Annotated in this window: 23 protein-coding genes; 9 read left to right on the top strand and 14 right to left on the bottom strand. The window is 60.2% G+C overall.

What is annotated here, in order from left to right:
- Window positions 1-47 precede the first annotated feature (47 nt).
- From V5N47_RS07455 to V5N47_RS07445, 3 genes are all read left to right on the top strand, one after another.
- On the top strand, window positions 48-1784 hold the full coding sequence (locus V5N47_RS07455) for an excinuclease ABC subunit C (protein ID WP_338730361.1): 1737 nt from the start codon (window positions 48-50) through the stop codon (window positions 1782-1784).
- A 40-nt stretch (window positions 1785-1824) separates the two neighbouring features.
- A complete protein-coding gene (locus V5N47_RS07450; RefSeq protein ID WP_338730248.1) occupies window positions 1825-2946 on the top strand; it encodes an SPFH domain-containing protein in 1122 nt (373 codons plus the stop codon).
- Between the two features lie 94 nt (window positions 2947-3040).
- Window positions 3041-3523 (top strand): GNAT family N-acetyltransferase, encoded by a 483-nt coding sequence (locus tag V5N47_RS07445; RefSeq protein WP_338730247.1) that lies wholly within the window; start codon window positions 3041-3043, stop codon window positions 3521-3523.
- Here the strand turns inward: V5N47_RS07445 and V5N47_RS07440 are convergent, their stop codons facing one another.
- The gene (locus V5N47_RS07440; protein ID WP_338730246.1) at window positions 3524-4129 is read right to left on the bottom strand and encodes a ribonucleotide reductase N-terminal alpha domain-containing protein; all 606 of its coding nucleotides are present in this window, start codon (window positions 4127-4129) and stop codon (window positions 3524-3526) included.
- A gap of 240 nt (window positions 4130-4369) precedes the next feature.
- On the opposite strand from V5N47_RS07440, the gene V5N47_RS07435 reads away from it, so the two are divergent.
- On the top strand, window positions 4370-4588 hold the full coding sequence (locus V5N47_RS07435; protein WP_338730245.1) for a hypothetical protein: 219 nt from the start codon (window positions 4370-4372) through the stop codon (window positions 4586-4588).
- On the opposite strand, the gene uvrB is transcribed toward V5N47_RS07435, so the two are convergent.
- From uvrB to V5N47_RS07410, 5 genes are all read right to left on the bottom strand, one after another.
- Window positions 4585-6630 carry an excinuclease ABC subunit UvrB gene (gene uvrB / locus V5N47_RS07430; protein WP_338730244.1) on the bottom strand — a complete coding sequence of 682 codons (2046 nt, stop codon included), beginning with the start codon at window positions 6628-6630 and terminating at the stop codon, window positions 4585-4587. The two genes, V5N47_RS07435 and uvrB, sit on opposite strands and share 4 nt — an antisense overlap.
- Before the next feature lie 56 nt (window positions 6631-6686).
- Window positions 6687-7982 (bottom strand): MFS transporter, encoded by a 1296-nt coding sequence (locus V5N47_RS07425; RefSeq protein WP_338730243.1) that lies wholly within the window; start codon window positions 7980-7982, stop codon window positions 6687-6689.
- Window positions 7983-8033: 51 nt separating this feature from the next.
- Entirely contained in the window at window positions 8034-8189 is a 156-nt protein-coding gene (locus V5N47_RS07420; protein ID WP_338730241.1) for a hypothetical protein, read from the bottom strand.
- A 55-nt stretch (window positions 8190-8244) separates the two neighbouring features.
- Window positions 8245-8874 carry a rubrerythrin family protein gene (locus tag V5N47_RS07415; RefSeq protein ID WP_338730240.1) on the bottom strand — a complete coding sequence of 210 codons (630 nt, stop codon included), beginning with the start codon at window positions 8872-8874 and terminating at the stop codon, window positions 8245-8247.
- Window positions 8875-8944: 70 nt separating this feature from the next.
- Window positions 8945-9799, bottom strand: coding sequence for a sulfurtransferase (locus V5N47_RS07410; protein ID WP_338730239.1), 855 nt, complete (start codon window positions 9797-9799; stop codon window positions 8945-8947).
- A 493-nt stretch (window positions 9800-10292) separates the two neighbouring features.
- Here V5N47_RS07410 and V5N47_RS07405 point away from each other — a divergent pair, with 493 nt between their 5' ends.
- The gene (locus V5N47_RS07405) at window positions 10293-11075 is read left to right on the top strand and encodes a sulfurtransferase (RefSeq protein WP_338730238.1); all 783 of its coding nucleotides are present in this window, start codon (window positions 10293-10295) and stop codon (window positions 11073-11075) included.
- Here V5N47_RS07405 and V5N47_RS07400 read toward each other — a convergent pair.
- Window positions 11072-12076 carry an AI-2E family transporter gene (locus V5N47_RS07400; RefSeq protein ID WP_338730236.1) on the bottom strand — a complete coding sequence of 335 codons (1005 nt, stop codon included), beginning with the start codon at window positions 12074-12076 and terminating at the stop codon, window positions 11072-11074. The two genes, V5N47_RS07405 and V5N47_RS07400, sit on opposite strands and share 4 nt — an antisense overlap.
- Window positions 12077-12210: 134 nt before the next feature.
- Window positions 12211-12891 (bottom strand): class I SAM-dependent methyltransferase, encoded by a 681-nt coding sequence (locus tag V5N47_RS07395; RefSeq protein WP_338730235.1) that lies wholly within the window; start codon window positions 12889-12891, stop codon window positions 12211-12213.
- Between the two features lie 81 nt (window positions 12892-12972).
- Between V5N47_RS07395 and V5N47_RS07390 the strand changes: the two genes are divergently transcribed.
- Window positions 12973-13398 (top strand): DUF2391 family protein, encoded by a 426-nt coding sequence (locus V5N47_RS07390; protein WP_338730234.1) that lies wholly within the window; start codon window positions 12973-12975, stop codon window positions 13396-13398.
- A gap of 56 nt (window positions 13399-13454) precedes the next feature.
- Window positions 13455-14036: an ATPase domain-containing protein gene (locus V5N47_RS07385; protein WP_338730233.1), complete on the top strand. Its 582-nt coding sequence runs from the start codon at window positions 13455-13457 to the stop codon at window positions 14034-14036.
- 1 nt (window position 14037) lies between these two features.
- Here the strand turns inward: V5N47_RS07385 and V5N47_RS07380 are convergent, their stop codons facing one another.
- The 4 genes from V5N47_RS07380 to V5N47_RS07365 all read right to left on the bottom strand — a co-directional run bounded on the left by V5N47_RS07380 (window position 14038) and on the right by V5N47_RS07365 (window position 16715).
- A complete protein-coding gene (locus V5N47_RS07380; protein ID WP_338730232.1) occupies window positions 14038-14823 on the bottom strand; it encodes a hypothetical protein in 786 nt (261 codons plus the stop codon).
- Window positions 14824-15072: 249 nt separating this feature from the next.
- A complete protein-coding gene (locus tag V5N47_RS07375; RefSeq protein WP_338730231.1) occupies window positions 15073-15687 on the bottom strand; it encodes a Zn-ribbon containing protein in 615 nt (204 codons plus the stop codon).
- The gene (locus V5N47_RS07370; protein WP_332897526.1) at window positions 15687-16067 is read right to left on the bottom strand and encodes a DUF2073 domain-containing protein; all 381 of its coding nucleotides are present in this window, start codon (window positions 16065-16067) and stop codon (window positions 15687-15689) included. The genes V5N47_RS07375 and V5N47_RS07370 overlap by 1 nt, the downstream gene beginning before the upstream one ends.
- Window positions 16068-16073: 6 nt before the next feature.
- Entirely contained in the window at window positions 16074-16715 is a 642-nt protein-coding gene (locus tag V5N47_RS07365) for a GTP-binding protein (protein WP_338730229.1), read from the bottom strand.
- 1501 nt (window positions 16716-18216) lie between these two features.
- On the opposite strand from V5N47_RS07365, the gene V5N47_RS07360 reads away from it, so the two are divergent.
- Entirely contained in the window at window positions 18217-19722 is a 1506-nt protein-coding gene (locus tag V5N47_RS07360) for an ORC1-type DNA replication protein (protein WP_338730228.1), read from the top strand.
- Window positions 19723-19749: 27 nt separating this feature from the next.
- Here V5N47_RS07360 and V5N47_RS07355 read toward each other — a convergent pair whose 3' ends face one another.
- Window positions 19750-20457 (bottom strand): S26 family signal peptidase, encoded by a 708-nt coding sequence (locus V5N47_RS07355; RefSeq protein ID WP_338730227.1) that lies wholly within the window; start codon window positions 20455-20457, stop codon window positions 19750-19752.
- Window positions 20458-20538: 81 nt separating this feature from the next.
- On the opposite strand from V5N47_RS07355, the gene V5N47_RS07350 reads away from it, so the two are divergent.
- Complete coding sequence (locus V5N47_RS07350) at window positions 20539-22044, top strand: DNA-directed DNA polymerase II small subunit (protein WP_338730226.1); 1506 nt, start codon at window positions 20539-20541, stop codon at window positions 22042-22044.
- On the opposite strand, the gene V5N47_RS07345 is transcribed toward V5N47_RS07350, so the two are convergent.
- Complete coding sequence (locus tag V5N47_RS07345) at window positions 22037-22423, bottom strand: hypothetical protein (RefSeq protein ID WP_338730225.1); 387 nt, start codon at window positions 22421-22423, stop codon at window positions 22037-22039. The two genes, V5N47_RS07350 and V5N47_RS07345, sit on opposite strands and share 8 nt — an antisense overlap.
- Window positions 22424-22455: the final 32 nt, after the last annotated feature.

Here is a 22455-nt window from a genome sequence, read left to right as displayed (position 1 = left end):
CCCACGGTAGCGAACGGTTGAAACGCTTCGAGGTGTTCGATTCAGATATGGACGTGGCCGCCCTCCGCGAGCAGGCTGCAACACTGCCACACGAGCCGGGCGTGTACCAATTTCTGGAGGGCGACACCACACTCTACGTCGGAAAAGCGGTCAACCTGCGCAGTCGCGTGCGGTCGTACGCAGACCCCCGAAGCTACCGCATCGGACAGATGGTCGAGCGCGCAGAGCGCATCGACTACGCCGTCACCGATACCGAGACGCAGGCGTTACTGCTCGAAGCGAACCTCATCAAGCGCCATCAGCCGAAGTACAACGTCCGGCTGAAAGACGACAAATCCTATCCACTGGTACAGCTCACCGGTCACGAATTTCCGCGCATCGAAGTTACCCGCGACCCCGAGGCAGGCGCAACCGTTTTCGGGCCGTACACCGACCGACGGCGCGTCGATGCCGTGGTCAAGGCCATCCGCGAAACCTACGGCATCCGCGGGTGTTCAGACCACAAGTTCGCGGGACGCACCCGCCCGTGTATCGACTTCAATATCGGGCTATGCACCGCGCCGTGCACCGGCGAAATCGGCGCTGAAGCGTACATTGGGGACGTGGACGCAGTCATCCGGTTTTTCGAAGGCGAGAGTGGGATTCTGACCGAACCGCTCGAAGCCGAGATGGAGCGCGCCTCGGTGAACCAAGAGTTCGAACGGGCTGCAAATCTCAGAGACCGCCTCGAAGCCGCCCAGCGCTTCCACGGCGGGGGCGGCGAGGTCGTCGCCAAGTCGGGCAGCGAGATGGTCGTGGACGTGCTCGGCGTGGTCATCGAAGGCGAGACGGCGACGGTCGCACGCCTCCACAGCGAGCGTGGCCAGTTGGTCGACCGAAAACAGTACACCATGAACGCCCCCGAGGGTGGCGAAGAACGGGTGGCGGCCGTCCTCGCCGCGTTCATCCCGCAGTTCTACGCCGAACGCGAGTTGCCGGATGCGATTCTCCTCCCCGAACGCCACGAAGACGCGGAAATCGACCGCTGGCTGGATACAGAAGGCGTCTCGGTTCGGGTACCGGGCGCGGGCAGAGAGGCGACGCTCGTGGATTTGGCTCTCAAAAATGCGCGGCGGTCGCCTGCAACCGACGAAGGTCGGGCGCTCGGTGACGCCCTCTCACTCGGGCGCATCCGCCGCATCGAAGGGTTCGACGTGAGCCACGCACAGGGCAAAGCCGTCGTCGGGAGCAACGTCACGTTCGTTGATGGCTCTCCCGAAAAATCGGATTATCGGCGGAAAAAACTCACCGACACGAACGACGATTACGCGAACATGCGCGACCTCGTCAGGTGGCGGGCCGAGCGCGCCGTCTCGGGCAGAGACGACCGACCAGACCCCGACCTCCTGCTCATCGACGGCGGCGATGGGCAGTTGAACGCCGCTCGCGACGCACTTTCAGCAGTCGGGTGGGACGTTCCGGCAATCGCGCTCGCAAAGGCGGATGAACTGGTGATAACGCCCGATGGAACCTTCGACTGGCCGTCGAACGCGCCCCACCTCCACCTCCTCCAGCGCGTGCGAGATGAGTCCCATCGCTTTGCGGTGCAGTACCACCAAACCCTCCGCGACGAGGTGAAAACCGTGCTCGATGACATTCCGGGCGTCGGCCCCGCGTTGCGAAAGCGCCTGCTCCGGCGCTTCGGGAGCGTCGATGGCATCAAAGCCGCCTCGGTGGGCGAGTTGCAGACGGTGTCAGGCGTCGGGAAATCGCGGGCAGAAACCATCAAACGCCGCCTGCAGTAGTCGGGCCAACAATTAACTCAGTGACACGAGAAGCAACGGTATGGACAGCTTCTTCTACGAACTCGGGAAGCGGTCGAGCGGCCCCGACCTGAGCGGGGTGGGGCGAATCGTAGCGCTCGTTATTGCCGCGTTTTTCATCCTCGGCTTTCTCAGCGTCCTCGATACGACCGCAATTCTCGGCATCCTCGCCCTCGGCGCGGCGGCGGTCGTCGTCGCAAAGTCGGTCGTCATCGTCCAAGCCTACGAGAAACGCGCGCTCACCATCTTCGGTGAGTTCCGCGAACTGCTCGGCCCCGGCATCCGCTTCGTCCCGCCCTTTGTCTCACAGACCTACGCCTTCGACATGCGCACCCAGACGATGGACGTTCCCTCACAGGAGGCCATCACGCGTGACAACTCCCCGGTCGTCGCGAACGCCGTCATCTACCTCCGCGTGACCGACGCGAAACGGGCGTTCCTCGAAGTGGACGACTACATGCGCGCCACGTCGAATCTGGCTCAAACGACGCTCCGTGCCGTCCTCGGAGACATGGAACTCGACGACACGCTCTCCCGGCGGCGCGAAATCAACGACCGCATTCGCCGCGAGTTGGAGGGGCCGACCGACGCGTGGGGCATCCGCGTCGAAGCCGTCGAGGTGCAAGCCATCCAGCCGAGCCAAGACGTGGTCGACGCGATGGAAGAACAGACCTCCGCAGAGCGCCGTCGTCGGGCGATGATTCTCGAAGCGCAGGGGGAACGCCGGAGTTCCATCGAACGCGCACAGGGGGAGAAAAGCTCCTCGATTATCCGCGCACAGGGTGAAAAACAGGCCCAGATGCTCGAAGCCCAAGGCGACTCGATTGCGACGACGCTCCGGGCGCGCGCCGCAGAGTCGATGGGCGAACGCGCCGTCCTCGACAAGGGCTTAGAGTCGCTCGAAGCCATCGGGACGAGTCCCTCGACCACCTACATCATGCCCCAAGAACTCACCTCGCTCGTCGGGCGCTACGGCAAACACCTCACCGGGAGCGATGTGAGCGAAGGTGATGAAGAGTTGCTGAGCCAGGCGTTCGACGCCGAAACCCGCGAGCTGCTCGGCTTGGACGACATCGACGAGATTCTCAAACAGGTCGAGGAAGTGGACGAAGCGGTGCAGGTAGAAAACGTGGAAGCAGAGTAGCCTGAGTCTGGTCGAACCACAACCAAACTGTCGGTAGCCCCACTGAACTGGCGTTTCAAACCTAACTCAAGCCCACACGGAGCGACAGGACTGTATGGAGATGCGACCCGCAACCACCGACGATTTCGCGGACATCAAGGCCGTGGCTCACGCCGCGTGGACGGCTGCCTACGCGGACGCTCTCGCCGGAGAAACCATTTCCCGAACCGTCGATGAGTGGTATTCCGAAGCGTCGCTCCAGCGTATTCTCGACCAACCAGAAACAGACTTTCTCGTCGCTGACAATGGGGGCGTCGTCGGCTTTTGCCATGGCGTCGGTCACGACGGCGAAGGCGACATCGTCCGGCTCTACACCCACCCCGACCGCTGGGACGAAGGGATTGGCTACCGGCTCTACGAACGCCTCCGCGACGACATGCGCGACTCGAACGTACCAGAGATGAAGGCCATCGTGGTCGAAAGCGACGAGATGGCACGAACGCTGTTCACCCGAATGGGCTTTACGGAATCGGGGTCTGGCAGCGTGAAAATGGGTGACGAGACAGTGGGCGAAATCGTCTATTCGCGGGCGATTTGATTACCAGTCGAGCATCGAGAGCACGTCGTAGTAATCGATGGCGTGGTCGATTCTGCGCTGTTCGTCTTCGGTGAGCGCGAGCGTCATCGCCACGCGCATCCAGCAGGTCTGGGGAAGTTCGCGGGGTTGTCCGGCTCTCGACCGCAGGAAGGAGTCGCTCGTGAGCGTTTCGAGCGCCCGGTAGCCGAGGGCTGCGTCGCGAGCCGGAACGAGGCAGTCTGCGAGTTCCCGCAAGTTGTACTCACCGAGGCGTTCATCGAAGACACCGCGTGCGACGCCCGCTCGGATGCTGTCTCTGAAGTGGGTACGGTAGGCTTCGCTGAAGGTGTCGCTTCCGACCGTTTCGCCGAGTAACTGCTCGTAGTATCGGTCTCGAAACAGGGTGGCTGCAAGCGATTCAAACCCCGATTCGCGCTCGCTGCGGGCGAGAAGCGACTGGATGAGAAACTCGAAAACGTCCTTGCGGTCGGCGTCCGGCGAGAGTTTGCGGTCGGCTTCGTCGGCAAGGTCGTCGCGCACGTCGGTCGGGAGTCGGTCTCCGAGACGTGGGTGGTCGAGTATCGAGCGAATCGAATCGGCGTCGGTGTGGGAGTGTTGGTGACTCATGTGTCAAAACCAGCCGCGGTGTCAGTCGAGCGTCGCCACTCTAGAGCACGGGCTACCCGCCGCTCGAAACCGTGAGCGGCCGCGGCTGTAGTGTATGCTGTGGTGCCCTCGCAGGACGGTTAAACCTTTCCAATATTGGTTTCACTAATACAAGTAAATTTGTTCTAGGGTGGTGTGAGTGCAAGTCCTGCTGTACTGACAGCCCCAGCATTTTCCTTTGTCGCGTCGCTACCGGCTCGCATGGACTACACGTGGCAGTACTACGACCTCGTGCTCACAGGTATCGCACTGGCGATGGTGGTCGGTATCTCGATTGGTGTGTTCACGTCGGTCGCACTCACCACGAGCGTGACGCTCTCGGGGCTGGTCGCCATCGGAATAATGGGCCATGCGCTGTTCGTAAACGGGCCGGTCGATGAGCCGAGCGACCTGAGCGACGAAGTGCAGGCGCTGAACTAAACTTCGCCGGGTGCGGGCACGCCGTCGTCGGCACCTAAGTCGAACTCCTTTCTGAGTTTGTGAATCCGGTCGCGGATGTCTGCAGCCAACTCGAACTCCAGATTGTCCGCCGCCTCCTGCATCCGGTCTTCGAGTTCGAAGATGAGGTCGAGCGCCTCGTCGTCGGTCTCGGGTGTGACGCGAGCGACGTTGCGCTGTTTTTTCTTGCTTCCGGGTAGACTCGTCTTCCCGACGTCCTTCTCGATGGTTTTTGGCTCGAACCCGTTCTCCTCGTTGAAGCGCGTCTGAATCTCGCGGCGGCGCTGGGTCTCGTCGATGGCCGTGCGCATCGCGTCGGTTGTGTTGTCCGCATAGAGAATGACCTCGCCGTGGACGTTGCGGGCGGCCCGCCCCATCGTTTGGATGAGCGTGGTCGAAGACCGCAGGAAGCCCTGTTGGTCTGCGTCGAGGACGGCCACCAACGACACCTCGGGAATGTCGAGGCCCTCGCGCAAGAGGTTGATTCCTACCAGTACGTCGAACTCGCCGAGGCGAAGCCCGCGAATCAACTCGTGGCGCTCTAAGGTGTCCGTCTCGTCGTGCATGTACTCGACGGCCACGCCCGCCTCCTCGAAGTACTCGGTCAGGTCTTCGGCCATCCGCTTCGTGAGGGTTGTCACGAGTACGCGCTCGTCGCGTTCAGTGCGTGCTGCGATGCGGTTGAGCAGGTCTTCGACCTGCCCCTCCGCAGGTGAAATCTCCACCTTCGGGTCAACGAGGTGGGTCGGCCGGACGATTTGTTCGACAATCTGTTCAGAGTGCTCGCGCTCGTAATCCGCAGGCGTCGCGCTCACGAACAGCGTTTTCGCCGTCTTTTCCTGGAACTCCTCGAACGTCAGGGGACGGTTGTCGTAGGCCGTCGGCAGGCGAAACCCGTTCCCGACGAGCGAGTCTTTGCGCGATTTGTCGCCCGCGAACTGCCCCTTGATTTGTGGGAGCGTAACGTGCGATTCGTCGATGACGGTGAGGAAGTCGTCGGGGAAGTAGTCGAGTAAGGTGTACGGCGGGTCGCCGATAGAGCGGTTGTCGAGGTGCACCGAGTAGTTCTCGATACCGGAGCAGTAGCCCGTTTCGCGCATCATCTCAAGGTCAAAGGTGGTGCGCTCTTCGATGCGCTGGGCGGCGATGAGGTCGCCTTTGCGCTGGAAGTAGCTGATGCGGTCTGCGAGGAGGTCCTCGATTTCACCAATCGCCTGTTCTAAGCGTTCTTCTGGAATCGAGTAGTGCTCTGCAGGGTGGATGAGGACGGCTGGCTCCGTGCTCTTGACCTCACCCTCTACGGTGTCCACCTTGAGCATGCGGTCGATTTCGTCGCCCCAGAACTCGATACGGACGGCGTAGCGACCGTACATCGGGAACACTTCGAGGGTGTCGCCGCGCACCCGGAACGTCCCGTTCGTGAAGTCGACGTCGTTGCGGTCGTAGTTCAGGTCAACCAGTCGCTTCAGAACCTCGTCGCGGTCTAACTGCTGGCCCTCCTCTAAACGAAGCGCCATCGACTCGTAGTTGCGCGGGTCACCAAGGCCGTAAATCGCAGAGACCGACGCGACCACAATCACGTCGTCGCGCGTGAGCAGCGAGCGCGTCGCGGAGTGGCGCAACCGGTCGATTTCCTCGTTAATGGAGGCGTCTTTGTCGATGTAGGTGTCGGTCTGCTCGATGTACGCTTCGGGCTGGTAGTAGTCGTAATAGGAGACGAAGTACTCCACCGCGTTGTCCGGAAACAGGTTCTTGAACTCCTCGTACAACTGGGCGGCGAGCGTCTTGTTGTGGGCGATGACGAGCGTGGGTTTTTGGATTTCTTCTACGACCCAACTCACGGTGTTGGTTTTCCCGGAGCCAGTCACCCCGAGCAGGGTCTGGCGGTCCATTCCCTCTCGAAAGCCCGCGGCGAGTTGCTCGATTGCCTCGGGTTGGTCACCCGCGGGGTCGAACGGCGCGTCCACCCGAAACGGTCGCCCTTTTCCCGGTTTGTCGGGAGAAAGCGGGCCGGAATCACTCATTGACGGCTGTTAGACCCCGAGCCACTTGACCTGTGTGCCCGCTCAGAGCACGCCGCCTAGGAGGGCGTGAGCGACGACCAACCGTGGGTTCTGACGTGCAGCGAGAGGGCACACACCAATGCAACCACGCCCGCCATCGTGGCGATGGCGAAGGCGACGCGGTAGCCCACGTCGGTGTAGATGCGCGACCCGGCGACTGTCTCGCCCGTCCAGTAGACGTCGAGCGCAACCCCCAACACGGTCGGAAACAACGCCGCGCCCGTATAGGCAATGGTGTTCACCGTACCGGTCGAGACACCGCTCGCGGCACTATCGTGGCGCTCTTTGATAACCGTGTAGGCGAGCGCGGTGCCACCCATCAGGAAGCCGATGAGGAAGAACATGAAGGCGACGTAGAAGAGCGGCGGCGTACCCGTCAGCACGACGCCACCGACGACGGCCGTGTAGACCAGCGTCGCGATGACGAGAATCGCCGTGCGGTTTTCGAGGCGGTCTGAAATCCAGCCGAACACGGGCGGGCCGAGGACGAGGCCAACGCTCCCGAGGAGCGTGTATGTCGAGGCTTCGGTCACGGAAACGTCGTACTGCTGGACGACGAACGGGACGCCCCACAAGCCAAGCAGCGTGATGTTGATGCCGACGATGCAGAACAAGAGCGTGCCCGCGAGCCACGTCTCACGTTCACCGAGCACACCTTTCAGGTTCGTCGTGACGTCAGCGAGCGAGAGCGAGGGCGAGGACGGAACACCGTCAATTGGGTCGAGGGCTGCCTGTTTTGGCGTGTCGCGGGCGAACACGTAGATGGCAACCGCGAGGGCGAAACCAAGGAGACCGAGGAAGATAATAGTCTCACGCCAACCAACGGTGGCGACGGCAACCGCGAGCGGCGTGGTTGCGAGAATTCCGCCGAGGCCGGAGACGCCTACCGTGAGGCCGTTCATCGTGGCGAACTCGGTCGGTCGGAACCAGTTTGCAACGAATCGGAGGATGGAGATGTAGATGACCGACGCACCAAAGCCGAGCAGTGCGCGACTCGCAAACGCCAGCAGGTAGGTGTCTGCAACCGAGAAGGCAAGCGCGCCAACGCTCATTATGAGGACGGCAAGCGTGGCGGTTTTTCTGATGCCGACGCGGTCTACGAGCACTCCTGAAGGTAACTGAAGGGCAGCGTAGATGTAGAAAAATGCGGCGTGTAAGGTGCCGAGACTCGCGCCCGTCGTGTCGAACGCGCGCATCAGCTCATCTGCGAGTACGGCAGTCGAGAGACGGTAGAGACTCACAAGGAGGAATGCGACCGCAAGAGCACCCCACACCAGCCAGCGGCGTCGTGACGGGTCAGACCAGAGACTCACACGTAGGTGGGTCACAGAGTGTCGTAAAAAACGTTCACGAAGCGGCAGGCATCAGTACTCGAACGGCAGGTCGTTCGGGCGTTCTGCGGCCACCCACCACAGCGCGTCCTCGCGTGGATGGCGGCGTTTGACGTGGTCGTCGAGCAGCAGGCGGTTCGAGAAGTCGCGGCCACAGCGCGAACATCGGTGATGGTTGTTGTGTGGCATACTAGCCCAAACGACGCCAACGAAAATGAAGCTGTATTCTGTCGGGGCTGAACGTTCAACAGACCGGTTTCGGGTTCACACCCATGCTTTCGAGCGCTTCGGTGTACTCGCGGTAGGCAGCCTGTAGCGCCTCGCTCGCGGCGTCAAGGGCGACCGCCCAGTCTTCGTCTGACTCACAGAGATCACCGAGGGCGGCCACCGCCTGTTGTTCTTGCTCGTCTAAGTCGCTCGCAAGGTCGCGGAACAACTGCGACGTTTTCGGGTCTGCCTTGCCGACGAAGAAGCCAACCAACTGCTTTTTCGACGCCCGAGCGGCGAGAACGCGGCCACAGAAGCCCCCGAGGCGGGGAATCGAGGCATCGAGATCGCGGAGGTACGCCTGAATCGCTGGCACGCGGTCGCCACCGTCTTCGTCGCCAAGCTTTGCGGCGACCTGCTCGTAGTGGTCGCGTTCGTCTGCGGCGGCAGCCTCGAAGACGGCGCGAGCGGTGTCGTTCTCCTCTGAGTCGGCCCACGTCTCGAAGGTTTCTGCGGCGGCGAGTTCTGCGGTCGCAGCAGCGTTCAAGACGGGTGTCTTGTCGAGTTCGCCGTGGGTGTCGGCATAGAGCGCCTTCGAGGAGCCAAGCCGCGAGAGTGGGGTCTTGTTCTCCTCACGGACGGTGTCGAGGAAATCCTCCGGAGTCATAGCCACGTATTGGGGTGCTCCTCGGATTTATCCATCGGTCGCGGTAGGGTCAGCGAAAAAGGGGATGTGCTCAGTTGCCGCGCTCGATTGGGGCGTCCACGAGGTTGCCCCATTCGGTCCACGAACCGTCGTAGTTCACGACGCTGTCGTAGCCGAGGAGTTCGGAGAGGGCGAACCACGCAATCGAGGAGCGCTCACCGATACGGCAGTAGGTGACGACCTCCTGGTCGTTTTTGATGCCCTGACTTTCGTAGAGTTCGCGGAGTTCGTCTGCGGACTTGAACGTGCCGTCGTCGGTGACCGTGGCGGCCCACGAGATGTTCGACGCACCGGGGATGTGGCCGCCGCGCTGGGCGGTCTCCTGGAGGCCTGGTGGGGCGAGAATCTCGCCGGAGAACTCTTCTGGGCTGCGAACGTCGACGAGCGGAACGCCGCGGTCGATGGCCTTCTGTACGTCCGTGCGGTAGGCGCGGATGCCCTCGAACGGGCCGCGTGCGGTGTAGTCGCGGGCGGTGAACTCGGGAGCATCGGTCGTGGTTGGGTAGTCGTTTTCGACCCAGTAGTCGCGGCCACCGTTCAGGAGGCGCACGTCTTCGTGACCGTAGTACTTGAACTGCCAGTAGGTGTAGGCGGCGAACCAGTTCGAGTTGTCGCCATAGAGGACGACCGTCGAATCCTCGGTGATGCCGTGGCTGCCGAGCAGGCTCTCGAAGTCTTCCTTCTCGAGGATGTCTCGCTGGAGCTGGTCTTGGAGTTCGGTCTCCCAGTTGAAGCCAATCGCGCCCGGTGCGTGGGCGTCTTCGTAGGCTTCCGTGTCTACGTCGACCTCGACCAGTCGATAGTCGGGGTCGTCGCTCTGGAACTCATCAAGGTGGCTCTCCACCCAGTCCGCGGAAACAAGGACGTCTTTTGCGTAATCGCTCATGATTGCGCCTATACGTAGGCCAGCAACGCACATAGTAGTACCACTTAAGGCAGGTCCGGCCCCTCCTCCTGCGTATCTACAATTATTACCGGTAAGTGAGACACGGGTGAGAGAACGACTCCGGGGGAACGCACGCATTGACCGGTTCTCCGACGAGATGATGGTCGTTCGGTGATCACACAGCGGAACACACTGCCGGTACCGCACGCTGGTCGCGGCGTTCAGAGACGCCGACACCCTGTCACGGGTCGGCCCATGATGATTAACTCACGCCGACAAACAGGGACCACACATGGAGTTTCGGCCGGTCTGTGGGGGATTGCTGGTTGTAGTTGGGGTACTCCAGCTTCTCGCGATTCGAGTGAGCAACCCATCGGTAGTGGCTGGCAGCCAGTCGAGCGAGTGGGTGAAGCAACATTCTCCGCAACTCCGACTTCGCGGGCAATTCGCACGCAGGACGAAGGTTAAAGCGTGACCCCGCGTGCCACTCTGTATGGACGAAACCATCGTTTCGGCGGCGTGGGTTGCCGAACGACTGGCCGACGTCGCCCTCGTGGACGTGCGCGACGCGTGGGAGTTCGGCGGGATTGGCCACCTCCCCGGCGCGGTGAACATCCCCTACGACAGCTTCCGCGACGAAGACGGCGGCGACGAAGGCATGCTCCCCGGCGCGGACACGTTTGCTGCGCTCATGCAGGACGCAGGCATCTCCCGCGACGACCACCTCGTCGCCTACGACGACACCCACGGCGTATTCGCCGCCCGCTTTCTCGTGACCGCAGCACTCTACGGCCACGACCCCGCAAAGCTCCATCTCCTTTCTGGTGACTTCAGCGCGTGGCAACTCGACTACGAAACGACGAGCGAGACAAGCGAACAAGAATCGAGCGACTACGAGGCGACCATCCCCGACGACCGCCCACTGATTGGCGCAGACGAGGTGGCCGCCGCCATCGGGACGGACACCGTCATCATCGACACGCGCGAACAATCGGAGTTCGAAGACGGCCACATCGAAGGCGCGGTACAACTCGACTGGCGCGAACTCGTAGACGACGAAACGCGCGGTATCAAAGACCCCGAGACGGCAACAGCGATTCTCGAAGCGAAAGGCATCATCCCCGAAACTCCCGTCATCCTCTATTGCAACACCGCCCGACGCATCAGTCACACCTACCTCGTGCTCAAATGGCTCGGCTTCTCCGACGTCTCGTTCTATGAGGGGAGCCTCACCGAGTGGGAAGCCCGCGGCATGAACATCGAATCCGACACCTAAAACAGCGAGCCCTGTCGCATCTGGCGGTCTGAGAGCAGGTCAATGGCCTCGACGAACAGCGCGATGATGAGCGGGCCAGCGATAAAGCCCATCACACCCACGCTGAGGATACCGCCAACGAACCCAATGAAGTAGAGACTTCCCGGGAGGTCTGCGGTCTGTTCTGCGAGTCGCGGGCGGATGAGCGCGTCGGGGACGAACGCGATGACGATGAGGCCGAGGATGAGAACGGCAGCCGCCGCGTTCACATCACCGATACTCACTTGATAGCCAGCCAAGGCGACCACCAGAACGCTCGGTCCGAGAATGGGAATGAACTGGAAGATACCTGCGATGACGGCGAGCGCGAAGAACGACTCATAGCCGAGTATGAAAAACACCGCAAGCGCGAGGACGAACGTGCCGAGCGCGGTCGCTGCTTGCAGGACGTAAATCGCAAACAGCGTGTCGCGGATGCGCTCGTGGAGGGCGATGGCGATGTCGTGGTACGGGCGCGGAATCGGGCGGAAAATGGCGGCAGCGACGCCGCGAGGCTCGAGGAGGATGGCGAACACGAGGAACGTAAACAGCGCGGCTTTGAGCGCGAGTACCGGCGCAGCTTGCACGCCGGAAATAGCGATTTGAGTCAGCGTATTGTTCGCGTAGAGAATCGCGTCTTCGGTGCGAATGACGTAGAAGAACCCACTGTACCGAAGCACGATTTCAGGCGGGAGATTCTGGATGAACTCGGCGAGTTGCAGCCGACGGAGATAGATGACGATACCAATTGGCGCGAGCAGTCCAGCAAGGCTCAAGAAGGCCACAACCGTCGCGAGAGCGCTCGCATAGCGTGGCTTGAGGTGGTGGGTCACGAGATATTCGCGGAAGGGAAACAAGACGTACGCGACCGTGATAGCGAAAAAGACGGTCGCGACAACGTCGGCCAACAAGAACGCCGCAAGCAACGCGATGACCGCAACTAACCCGGCGAGAACGTACTGGCGTTGGCCGTTGTTTGACACAGCATCAGTCAGTCGGCAAGTGATAAAGTACTTGGCACAATTGGGCTGTTTCCGTCGGATAGACGCGAACTGTCGTGGCAGATTTGCAGTCGAAATGAAGGGGTTCATCCGGGTGAACTGTCGGATTTATTGGTTCAGTGGGCGACGCCGACCGTCAGGAGCGTCCCGAGTTCGCGGTAGCGTTCGACCATGTCCTCGCGGGTGTCGAATCCCTCGTACGGGAAGGCGTCTTCGTCGGGGATTTCCACGTCGAAGTCGCCGATGTGGTCTTGTGCTGCGACGGAAAGCCCCGCCTCGTGGAAGGCGTCGCGGTACTGCTCGCGCGTCCAGCGAGTCATCTCGACTGTGATGTTGTCCTGCCAGTGGTGGGAGTGGACGTTCTCTTCGTAGTAGTTCACCGCACAGTAGAACGTCCCGCCGGGTTTGAGGACGCGCGCGACCTCGCGGAGGGTGTTGTGCGGGTCTTTCGCGTAATAAAACGCCTCCATCGTCCAGACGTGGTCAACGCTGTTGTCAGCAAAGGGGAGGTCGTCGAAGTCGCCAACGACGTACCCAGAATCGAGCGAGTCGGTGTAGTCGCGGGCGTTTCGCGCCATCTCCGGCGAGCCGTCGAGACCGTAGGTTCGCCCCGCGCATTTCGTCTCGCGCAGCGCGCGAACGGCGTACCCGCTGCCCGTGCCGAGGTCGAGAATCGTGTCACCCGGCTCGACCGGCATACGAGCGAGTGCGTGTTTCGCCGTGTGCCAGTGGCGGTCTTCCATCCCTTTGTCGCGGCCGTCTGTGGCCCAGGTGTCGAACTCTTGGCGAATGCTCATACACCACCAATGGAGTGTGGAACCTAAACGGATTCGACGTCATGCCCGGGCGTTTAACCGGCTTCGACGCCGATGGAGCACATGGTCGGGAAAAAGCGCCGATACGCCCTCGCCGATTCGGCGCAACAACTGGTGGGTGGGTTCCTGCTCGCAGGCCCGTTCGTCGTCACCGAGGAGGTGTGGGTGCTCGCGAGAAACATGACGGTTTGGCACGGCATCGTGACGCTCTCGCTCGTCTTTGCGATTGGCTACGGCGCGCTCTACAAGGCAGACGACGGCCGCGACCCTGACCGCGAAGCCGACGTGGCGGGTATCCCGCTGCGCTTTCTCTCGCTCATGCTCGTCGCCTTTGGCTCGGTCATCATCCTCGCGATGGCGTTCGCCGCCCCACAGACGTTCCTCTCTGACTTGTCGGTGAACGCTCGCTACGAAGTGACGGCAAAAGCCGTCTCTGTCGGCGCAATCTTCAGCGTCGTCGGCGCGGCCACCGCAGACAGTGTGTTCTAGACGACAGGTCGGCCACACCCGCAGGCTTAAGGTATCGCCGGTTGCTTTTTGGCGATATGGATTACGCCCTCGCAGTCGAGAACACACCAGACTCCATCCCGGGCGGCACAGGCCTCTTACTTTTACACCCGAGCACGGGTGAAACAGACCGCATCGACACCGACTTTCTCAACACCGACACCGACTACATCCTCGTCATCTCCACGCGCACCACCGCACGCGAGGTTGAGCAGAAACTCGAATACTACGGCGTCGACCGCGGGAAAACAGAGATTCTAGACGCGCTTTCCATCGAACGCGGCTACTCCCGACGCAGCGGGAAGGGCATTCACTACGTCTCCTCGCCTGACGATTTGGACGGTATCGTCCGCGAAACCCGCAAATTCTTAGAGCGCCACGACGGCAACAAACTCCGCGTGAGCGTCGATTCGGTCACTGAGATGGCCTACTACGCAGACGAAGAACGCGCCCGTGAAGCCGTCAAAGAACTGCTCTCTCTACTCGAACAACACGACGCCGTTGGCCTGTTCCACCTCGCAGAGGAAGTCCACGACGAAGACGTGGTCACTGCCTACCGCGACCTGTTCGACGGCATCATCACGCTCGACGAAGACGGCAACGTCGCAGGCGAGTTCTAACTTAGTCCTCGCGCAGTCGCGCAAGCGTTTTTTCAGCCCACTTCACGGCGTACGGCGCACCGTGTTCTCGGTACGCCTGCGTATCGAGCGCGCCAAATGGCGCTGGGAGTGAGAGTTCGTGTTTCACCGCGCTACAGGCGTATTCGGTCGCCGCCGCGAAATCGGTTTTTCCGAGAGCCACGTCGCGAGAAAGCCCTGAAAGCCGCGGTTCCATTCGCTCGCCCGCGTCTTTCCACGCGTCGAACAATTCGGGTTGGGTGTCCTCCCACGAGGCGAACACCTCGCGCGTCTGGAGCCCGAGATAGGCGTCGTACAACGCCGCCGCAATCTGGTAGGTGTCAACGGGGCCGAGGTCAAGCGCTTCGTCGAGGTCGCGGTAGGACGCTCCGAAAAACGGGAGGAAATGTTCTGGCTCTCCTGTACTGAGCTCGACGAACGCTTCGGCGATGAGGAAGTCGATGAACGCCTCGGGCGAGCCCTGTGTGCGCGCTTTGACGAACACGAGCGGTGGCTCGGTCTGGCGCGTCCAGACGACGCTGCCGTCGCCCGGCATCCCGATGGTGAACGTGGTACTCGCGTACTGGGAGAGCAAGTGCGGAGCGTCGTCGGGAAGCCAGTCGCTCGGATAGCTCGTCGGAGACAGCGAATCGACGAGCAGTCCGAGACTTTCTGCCTGGTCGGGGGCCAGCGTCTCGAAGTCTTGCTCACAGTCGAGCACTATCGCTCCGGGGGCGTACTCGTCACGAACGGCCGCGAGCGCCCGGGAAAGGTCTCGCTCGTCGAACATTACGCAAGCGCGAGACTCGCGATAAGACCGAGTGCAAGAAGTGCTGAAACGCCAACGGTCGTGACCACAATCTTGGTTGCCTGACTCATACCGCGTCTGTTTCCGTGCGAGCGGTTAAAACCTTCAGTTCGCGGCGACGACTGACGCCGATTCTGCGACGGACACGCAAGACGCGAGGCTGTCCCGCGCGAAGGTGGAGAAAAAGGAGGAAGAAAGGGGAGTGTTTCGGGTGGAAGCGGATGGGTGAGTTTACGTCTCGTCTTCGTCGCGCCCGCCAATCCAGGTCTCTGGCACTTCGATGATGTACCGACCGTTTTCTTGGAGGGCAATGATGTACTCGTCGCGGTCGTAGAGTTCCATCAAGTTGAGTTCGTACTGCCCGGGTTCGAGAATCTTGATGCTCTCGAACTGGTCGTTTAGCTCCTCGCGGAGCTGTTCCATCGACGGCTGTTCTTCTTTGGGACTGCCAACGACGCGGCCCTCTGCGGGCGGTTGCTCTGGTTTCTTCGGAAGTTCGTCGGGTGTCACCATCTCGCCGCGAGCGCTTGCCTGCGCGCGGTCTTCGCGGTCGGGATTTGACTCAGCAGGTGCTTCGATGATGTTGTCATCTTCGTCTGCACTCGAAGCCGTGGCGGGGCCAGCGGGTCGCTCGTCTCCACGCACCCAGTCGCGGACTTTCGTGGTGGCCTTGCCGACCGATTCGGTCACCGAGGATTCGCGTTCCGGTGGTTTCTCTTCCGGGTCGGGCGCAGCGCCTGCTGGGTAGAACTGGAACTTGTTGCCGCCACAGTCTGGACACCCAGAGAGCATCTCTTTCGAGCCGTCACTGAACTCGTGGCCACAGGCCGTACACTGGTGTGGCATTATTGCCGAGTGACGAGGGCGCTGATGAGACTCTCGTCTTTGTGCAGCGTTTCGATGCGGTTCGCTGGGCCGATGACCGTGAGCTTTGCCGTCGAACGCCGCCCCATGAGCCGGTCTAACAGGCTGCCGTCGGAGGCGTCCTGTTTCGGATACGTCTCGATTTCGATGCCGTTGAACTCATCGGGACTGATCTCAGTCATCGTCACCTCAATGAGTTTCGACTCCTCTGCGGGCGAGAGTCCCTCTTCGAGAATCACAATGTTTCCCGCATGAACGCCATCTAAGATGGTCCGAATTTTCTCCATGCTCGTGAGCCTGTCCATGCGCTCGCCGCTGAACAGGTCGATTTGCACGCCGTCTTTGTTAGTTGCTTCTGCCATACGATATCACCCGAAGTAGGCCGAAATCTTGTCGTACACTTCGTCCATGTTCGCCCCTTCGAGTGCCGATAATGGAATCGTCTCGTGTTGGGGGAACGCATTGCGAATGCGCTGGACGTTCGATTCGTCTAAGTCCGTCTTGTTCGCGAGGATGAGCACGGGGAGCTTCTGACTCTCGATGATACCGATCAGCATCGTGTTCACCTGCGTGAACGGGTCCGTCGAACTGTCGAGAACGTAGATGACGCCATCGACGTCCTCGCGGAGCCAGTGCATGGCCTCTGCGACGCCTTCGGTGGCCTCGCGGGAGCGACGAACCGCGTCGTCTTTCTCCATGTCGTGCTCTAAGAACTCCTTGTAATCGACCTTCGTCGTGACACCCGGCGTGTCCACGATATCGATGGTCACGGATTTCCCGTTGCGCTTTATCTCGACGTTTTCTTTCCTGCGTGCGCGGCGCGTTTCGTGTGGAATGTGACTCTCCGGCCCGATGGCGTCGCCAGTCCAATCGCGAGCGATGCGATTTGCGAGCGTCGTCTTGCCCGCGTTTGGCGGCCCATAGATGCCAATTCGTTTCGGCTCAGAGCCGGAGAACAACTTATCTGTAACTCGTGAGATGCTATCTCGTAATTCAGCGAATATACCCATCCTATTCTCCCGCTCCCTCGGAATATATCGTAGTCAAGGGTGCTTCTGAACATAGAAGCACTCTGAACTCACTTAAGCGTGCGTCAGACATGTGTCTGGATTTATAGACAATCGACGGACGGTGGTCACAAGGATGTTTCGGTGTCGCGAACGAGATCGACGCATTGGCCACGCTACCGGGAGAAATTGCCTCTCGGTCGGGTCTCCACCCGAAACAAGGGGGTTCTGCGAAGGATGTGTCCACAGTCTGTTTTGATTGGTTTTTGAACTGTTTGTCGTGGATGAGCAGGGCGAGAGGAACCGCCAGTATTTGTGCAAGCTGGTGGTTGGGTTGAGCGACCCTCGCAATCGTGCGTTCGGAGAATCTCCCGTTCCACCTGAACTAGACGGGGTTAGAATTAGGATTTCTAGCGATTGTTAATGGAGGGGTGCAGAATAGTGAGATTGGGTTCTTGGAATAGAGGGTGTCTCCAGTGTGATTTCTGGACATTAGACGAACGGAGAACGAGAGTCCGACGAGGTTCTAGCCCCCCACCCCTTTGTTTCCAGTGGAGAGCCGTGAGAGAGGGAGGGTGGATTGGCGAGCTCAAGTTAATTCCACTAGCAACAACACAACAAACAGCGTTTCGTTCTCTACTACGGTTGTGGTTGAACTATCTATGGTATAAAGATACCTCTTTACAGAGACTCCTTTGCGCCCCCCTCCCCTCCAATTTCTCGTTCCACCGGAAACAAAGGGGTGGGGGGCACCCTCTCCCGGTACACACATCATACACTCGAAGAACCAGCTTCGCAGAACTCCTCACAGAAGAACCGCTAGCCGTCGCCCGAACCTTGCGTGCCAACAACCCACACATGGTGGTTTATCCTAGATTCTCTTCTAGCACTGCGGTACTCAACCCCTTTTGTTCTAGTGCAACCTAGTATCACTAGAGATATTTCAGTCACACCCCCTCCGTTTCCGGTCGAACCATGGCGTTCTCGGAGACATTTTTCGGGTGCGCGGTCGCGATGCCACTTCGCAACCGACTGGGTAACGCGAGTCTCGATCCATCATCGGCCGGTGGAAATCACCCTATTCCGGCCACCACCTTTGTTTCAACTCCAACTCTCGAGCAAGGGTGTCGTCAAAGATTTTCAACCGTCGATTCTGTTTGCATCTATCCGTCTATTTCATCCTCTCGTGTCGTGAGCCAGCGGTAGACAGCTCACAACCCATACGCAGTTCGTTCGAGTCGAAACACCACCCTTTCTGGTGCGGCGACCACCGCACTGCGAAATTCCTCCAGAGTGGGTCGCAGTCTCTCGATTTGCGTTGGTTCCGCGTTGCAAACCCCTCCACAAAACACAACCTTTAATAGACATTCTACCTCTGGTTCGTCTGCATCAAGTGGACGTGCGAACACGAATCTACTCGCCGAAAAGGCGTCTCTAGGGCGGTTGCGGGCTTCTCTCCCGGGCCGTCGTATCAGTTCCACCCGAAAGATAGGGGATTTAATCGATGGCACCTGACGACACACACACGGATGGCGGTACTGACGACACAGACACCAGTCGAGCGTTCGACGTGGACTTAGACGACGTCGTCTTAGACGACCACGGTCTCGAAGACCCAGAGGAAGCTTCGCAAGGGCTGTTTGACGACCTCCTGAGCGGTGAGCCCATCTTCGAGAACAAGGAAGTGCTCCGCCCCTCGTATACGCCACACAAACTCCCCCATCGCGTAGAGCAGATCAACAACATGGCGACGATTCTTGTCGCTGCGCTCCGCGGCGAGACGCCTTCTAACATCCTCATCTACGGCAAGACCGGGACCGGCAAGACGGCGAGTGCGAAGTTCGTCTCCAAAGAACTCGAAACCACCTCACAGAAGTACGAAGTGCCGTGTGAGGTCGAGTACATCAACTGCGAAGTCACCGACACCCAGTATCGCGTCCTCGCACAGCTCGCGAACAAGTTTATCGAGAAAAACGAGCAGGTCATCGAGGACAAACTCGACCGCCTTGGCTCGCTTCGCGAGCGCGCGGCCGATGACTCAACTGCACTCGAAGAGACCCAGTTCGCCTCACTCGACGCGCTTGACGAGCGCCTGTCCGTGCTCGAAGACGACCTTGCGTCGTTCGAACCTGTCCCGATGACCGGGTGGCCAACCGACCGCGTCTACACGACCTTTTTCGAAGCCGTCGATTACAACGAGCGCGTCGTCGTCATCATGCTCGACGAAATCGACAAACTCGTCGAAAAATCTGGTGACGACACCCTCTACAACCTCTCGCGGATGAACTCGGAACTCGACAACTCCCGCATCTCGATCATCGGCATCTCGAACGACCTCAAATTCACCGACTTCCTCGATCCGCGCGTCAAATCATCGCTTGGCGAAGAGGAAATCGTCTTCCCGCCGTACGACGCGAACCAACTGCGCGACATCCTCCAACACCGCGCCGACGTGTCGTTCAAACCTGATTCGCTCACGGACGACGTGATCCCGCTGTGTGCGGCGTTCGCCGCCCAAGAACACGGTGACGCTCGGCGCGCGCTCGACTTGCTTCGGACGGCGGGCGAACTCGCAGAACGCGACCAGATAGACTGCGTCGAAGAAAAACACGTACGCAAAGCACAGGACAAAATCGAACTCGACCGGGTGGTCGAGGTCGTCAGGACGCTTCCAACGCAGTCGAAACTCGTGCTCTTTTCGACCATCATGCTGGAGAAAAACGGTGTCCACAACATCAACACGGGCGAGGTGTACAACATCTACAAGCGCCTGTGTGGCGAAATCGACGCCGACATCCTCACGCAGCGTCGGGTCACCGACCTTATCAGCGAACTCGACATGCTCGGCATCGTAAACGCAGTCGTCGTGAGCAAGGGTCGCTACGGGCGCACGAAAGAGATCAGCCTCTCCGTGCCAATCGATGAGACAGAAGCCGTCCTCCTTTCAGATTCACGCCTCAGCGAGATTGGTGACGTCCAGCCGTTCGTCCAAGCGCGCTTCGACAACTGAGTGGTGAAAAACTGACTTCTGCGACCGTTAGGCGAACAGCCGTGGCCGTCCAAAGATGACCATCCCACTGAACAGCGAGAAGGTCTCAGAGACCCATAGCCGGATGTTGCCGAGAATCGGGATGCGGAACTCCGCGGTGCCAATCACCCACGACGGGTGGACGGGGTTCTGGTTGCCGGCTTGGTCGTAGATGCTGTTTGCGTCACCTTTGGTGACGAAGCCATCGTTTGGAGCGGGGCAGTGGGCGAGCTGTTCGCAGTTTTGTGCGCCCTGGATGTAGTCAGGATTCGCCTTGTCGTACCAGTTTTCGCTCTCGTTTACGTGGAACATCGCCCGGTGGATAATCGGGGTCGTCCCAGCGTCTCCGTTCGGTTGGAACACGATGACGTCGCCGTAGTTGTTGAATTTGACGTACTCCGAATTCGCACCGATAGCGTTGGTCACGACCCCCGTGTCTTCGTAGGCTTCACCAGCGGCGAATCGGTGTTCTTCCATGACGAACACGAGGTCACCCGTCATCATGTTCGGCTCCATGCTACCGCTTTCGACGGCGACCATCGGCGGCCAGATGCCGCTCACGCTGAATAAGATGAGCCCGACAAGGACGACGGCTCCCACGCTTACGAGTAGTTCGCGGGCGTAGGCGACCCCCTCGTGGTCGGTGGTCGCAAGCCATTGGAGCCATCCAACGAATCCGGACGGCTCTTCGTCGGGTCGGTCACCCGGGACACTCATTGGCGGCCCTTCGCAGGGTGCTCGTTTCAACGTTTGGCTTTGGTTCGCTATACTTTTGCCACTCCCCGAAGACAGACAGGTGTGCCTTTAGAGAGTGACGCTCGCGTTGTCAGCGAACTCGTCAGTCGAGGATACAACGCTGAACGCGAAGCAGTCACCCTCATCGCGAGTTCCTCCGACCCGGCGCGCACCCTCTCTCTCGCGCTCGACACCCTGCCCGCGGATGCGCTCAAACTCACCGCCGCCCACGTCCGGAGCGTTCTCGACCAACAAGACCCCCCTCCTTCCACTGCAGATATGCAGACAGCGACCGATAATATCCCGGATTCAACTCCAGTCGAAACCGCGCCCGCGGAGTTCGAGCGGACGGTTGACCACTCGCTTCGCTCGCTCCAGATTGCGAACGATATGACCGGCGAGAGCACCGGAACGGGCCGCTACGAGGATTTCGTCGCCGTGTTCCGAGACCGGTACGAGCGCCTGTCCGCAAAACTCCGCTCGCGGGTGAACCACCGGACGACGCGGGCGCTCAACTCCATGCCCGGCAACAGCGAGGCGGGCATCATCGGAATGGTCAGCGACGTGCGTTCGACGGCCAACGGTCACTGGATAATCGAGTTAGAGGACACGAACGGCGTGTTCCCGTGTCTCGTGATGAAAGACCGGCCGCTCGCAGACCTCGTGGACGAAATCCTCCTCGATGAGGTTATCGCCGTAGATGGGACGCTTTCTGACGACGCGGGCATCCTGTTCGTCGAATCGCTCTACTTCCCGGACATCCCGCGTACCCACAACCCCTCGACCGCAGACCGCCACGTACAGGCGGCGCTCATCAGCGACGTGCACGTCGGCAGCCAAGAATTCATGGCCGACGCGTGGAGCGATTTTGCCCACTGGCTCCACACCGAGGAGGCAGAACACGTCGAATACCTGTGTATCGCGGGGGATATGGTGGAGGGCGTTGGCATCTACCCGAATCAGGACGAGGAACTCACCATCATCGACATTTACGACCAGTACGAGGAGTTCTCAGAGTACCTGAAGGAGGTGCCCGGCGACTTAGAAATCGTGATGATTCCGGGCAACCACGATGCGGTGCGCCTCGCAGAACCCCAGCCGGGCTTTTCTGACGAACTCCGAGATATTATGACCGCCCACGACGCCCAAATCGCGTCGAATCCCTCCGTCGTCACGCTCGAAGGCGTGTCTGTACTGATGTACCACGGCGTCTCGCTCGACGAGGTCATCGCCGAGTTGCCTGCGGACAAAGCGAGCTACGAGGAGCCACACAAGGCGATGTATCAGTTGCTCAAAAAGCGCCACGTCGCGCCCCAGTACGGCGGGCACACGCGGGTTGCACCCGAAGAGAAGGACTATCTGGTCATCGACGAGGTGCCCGACATTTTCCACACTGGCCACGTCCACAAACTCGGCTACGGGATGTACCACAACGTGCTCGCCATCAACAGTGGCTGTTGGCAGGCACAGACTGATTTCCAGAAAAGCGTGAACATCAACCCCGATTCCGGCTTTGCGCCAATCGTTGACTTAGACACACTCGAAATGACGATTCGCTCGTTCAAGTAGGGTCTTTGCGGAATTTGACGGTCGGAATGGAGTCGAATCGTGGCCCTCTGCCGACGCGAGTGAAGCCGACGCTGTCTGCGGCATCGAGAATCGGGTCTTCGTCTTCCGGCACGAGGAGTTCGACGCTCATCTGCTCTTTCGTGGCGAACCTGAGCGGTTCGTCGAGCAGTCGTTTAGCGACGGTCGTCTCACCCGAGAGTTGGGTGACGTACACGGTTCGTTGTTCTGCGTCGAAGCTCACGAAGCCGAGGATGTCGCCTTCTGCCTCCGCGACGCGCACGCTCCGGTCGTGAATCAGGTTTCGCATGACATCGCTCGGTGACCCGGTCATTTCCGCCAGTATGCCCGCATCATCTTCAACAGCGTCCCGCACGTCCATAGCCCCCATTTCGCATGGAGATACATTAAATC

This window comes from Haladaptatus sp. DJG-WS-42 (assembly GCF_037198285.1).
Taxonomy (GTDB): domain Archaea; phylum Halobacteriota; class Halobacteria; order Halobacteriales; family Halococcaceae; genus QDMS2.
This window is presented reverse-complemented; position numbering and strand designations above follow the sequence as displayed.

What these genes read in the sequence shown, in the direction of transcription:
- V5N47_RS07455 (WP_338730361.1), top strand. Translation starts at nt 48, where the DNA reads ATGGACGTGGCCGCCCTCCGCGAGCAGGCTGCAACACTGCCACACGAG.
- V5N47_RS07450 (WP_338730248.1), top strand. Translation starts at nt 1,825, where the DNA reads ATGGACAGCTTCTTCTACGAACTCGGGAAGCGGTCGAGCGGCCCCGAC.
- V5N47_RS07445 (WP_338730247.1), top strand. Translation starts at nt 3,041, where the DNA reads ATGGAGATGCGACCCGCAACCACCGACGATTTCGCGGACATCAAGGCC.
- V5N47_RS07440 (WP_338730246.1), bottom strand. Translation starts at nt 4,129, where the DNA reads ATGAGTCACCAACACTCCCACACCGACGCCGATTCGATTCGCTCGATA.
- V5N47_RS07435 (WP_338730245.1), top strand. Translation starts at nt 4,370, where the DNA reads ATGGACTACACGTGGCAGTACTACGACCTCGTGCTCACAGGTATCGCA.
- uvrB (WP_338730244.1), bottom strand. Translation starts at nt 6,630, where the DNA reads ATGAGTGATTCCGGCCCGCTTTCTCCCGACAAACCGGGAAAAGGGCGA.
- V5N47_RS07420 (WP_338730241.1), bottom strand. Translation starts at nt 8,189, where the DNA reads ATGCCACACAACAACCATCACCGATGTTCGCGCTGTGGCCGCGACTTC.
- V5N47_RS07415 (WP_338730240.1), bottom strand. Translation starts at nt 8,874, where the DNA reads ATGACTCCGGAGGATTTCCTCGACACCGTCCGTGAGGAGAACAAGACC.
- V5N47_RS07410 (WP_338730239.1), bottom strand. Translation starts at nt 9,799, where the DNA reads ATGAGCGATTACGCAAAAGACGTCCTTGTTTCCGCGGACTGGGTGGAG.
- V5N47_RS07405 (WP_338730238.1), top strand. Translation starts at nt 10,293, where the DNA reads ATGGACGAAACCATCGTTTCGGCGGCGTGGGTTGCCGAACGACTGGCC.
- V5N47_RS07395 (WP_338730235.1), bottom strand. Translation starts at nt 12,891, where the DNA reads ATGAGCATTCGCCAAGAGTTCGACACCTGGGCCACAGACGGCCGCGAC.
- V5N47_RS07390 (WP_338730234.1), top strand. Translation starts at nt 12,973, where the DNA reads ATGGTCGGGAAAAAGCGCCGATACGCCCTCGCCGATTCGGCGCAACAA.
- V5N47_RS07385 (WP_338730233.1), top strand. Translation starts at nt 13,455, where the DNA reads ATGGATTACGCCCTCGCAGTCGAGAACACACCAGACTCCATCCCGGGC.
- V5N47_RS07380 (WP_338730232.1), bottom strand. Translation starts at nt 14,823, where the DNA reads ATGTTCGACGAGCGAGACCTTTCCCGGGCGCTCGCGGCCGTTCGTGAC.
- V5N47_RS07375 (WP_338730231.1), bottom strand. Translation starts at nt 15,687, where the DNA reads ATGCCACACCAGTGTACGGCCTGTGGCCACGAGTTCAGTGACGGCTCG.
- V5N47_RS07370 (WP_332897526.1), bottom strand. Translation starts at nt 16,067, where the DNA reads ATGGCAGAAGCAACTAACAAAGACGGCGTGCAAATCGACCTGTTCAGC.
- V5N47_RS07365 (WP_338730229.1), bottom strand. Translation starts at nt 16,715, where the DNA reads ATGGGTATATTCGCTGAATTACGAGATAGCATCTCACGAGTTACAGAT.
- V5N47_RS07360 (WP_338730228.1), top strand. Translation starts at nt 18,217, where the DNA reads ATGGCACCTGACGACACACACACGGATGGCGGTACTGACGACACAGAC.
- V5N47_RS07355 (WP_338730227.1), bottom strand. Translation starts at nt 20,457, where the DNA reads ATGAGTGTCCCGGGTGACCGACCCGACGAAGAGCCGTCCGGATTCGTT.
- V5N47_RS07345 (WP_338730225.1), bottom strand. Translation starts at nt 22,423, where the DNA reads ATGGACGTGCGGGACGCTGTTGAAGATGATGCGGGCATACTGGCGGAA.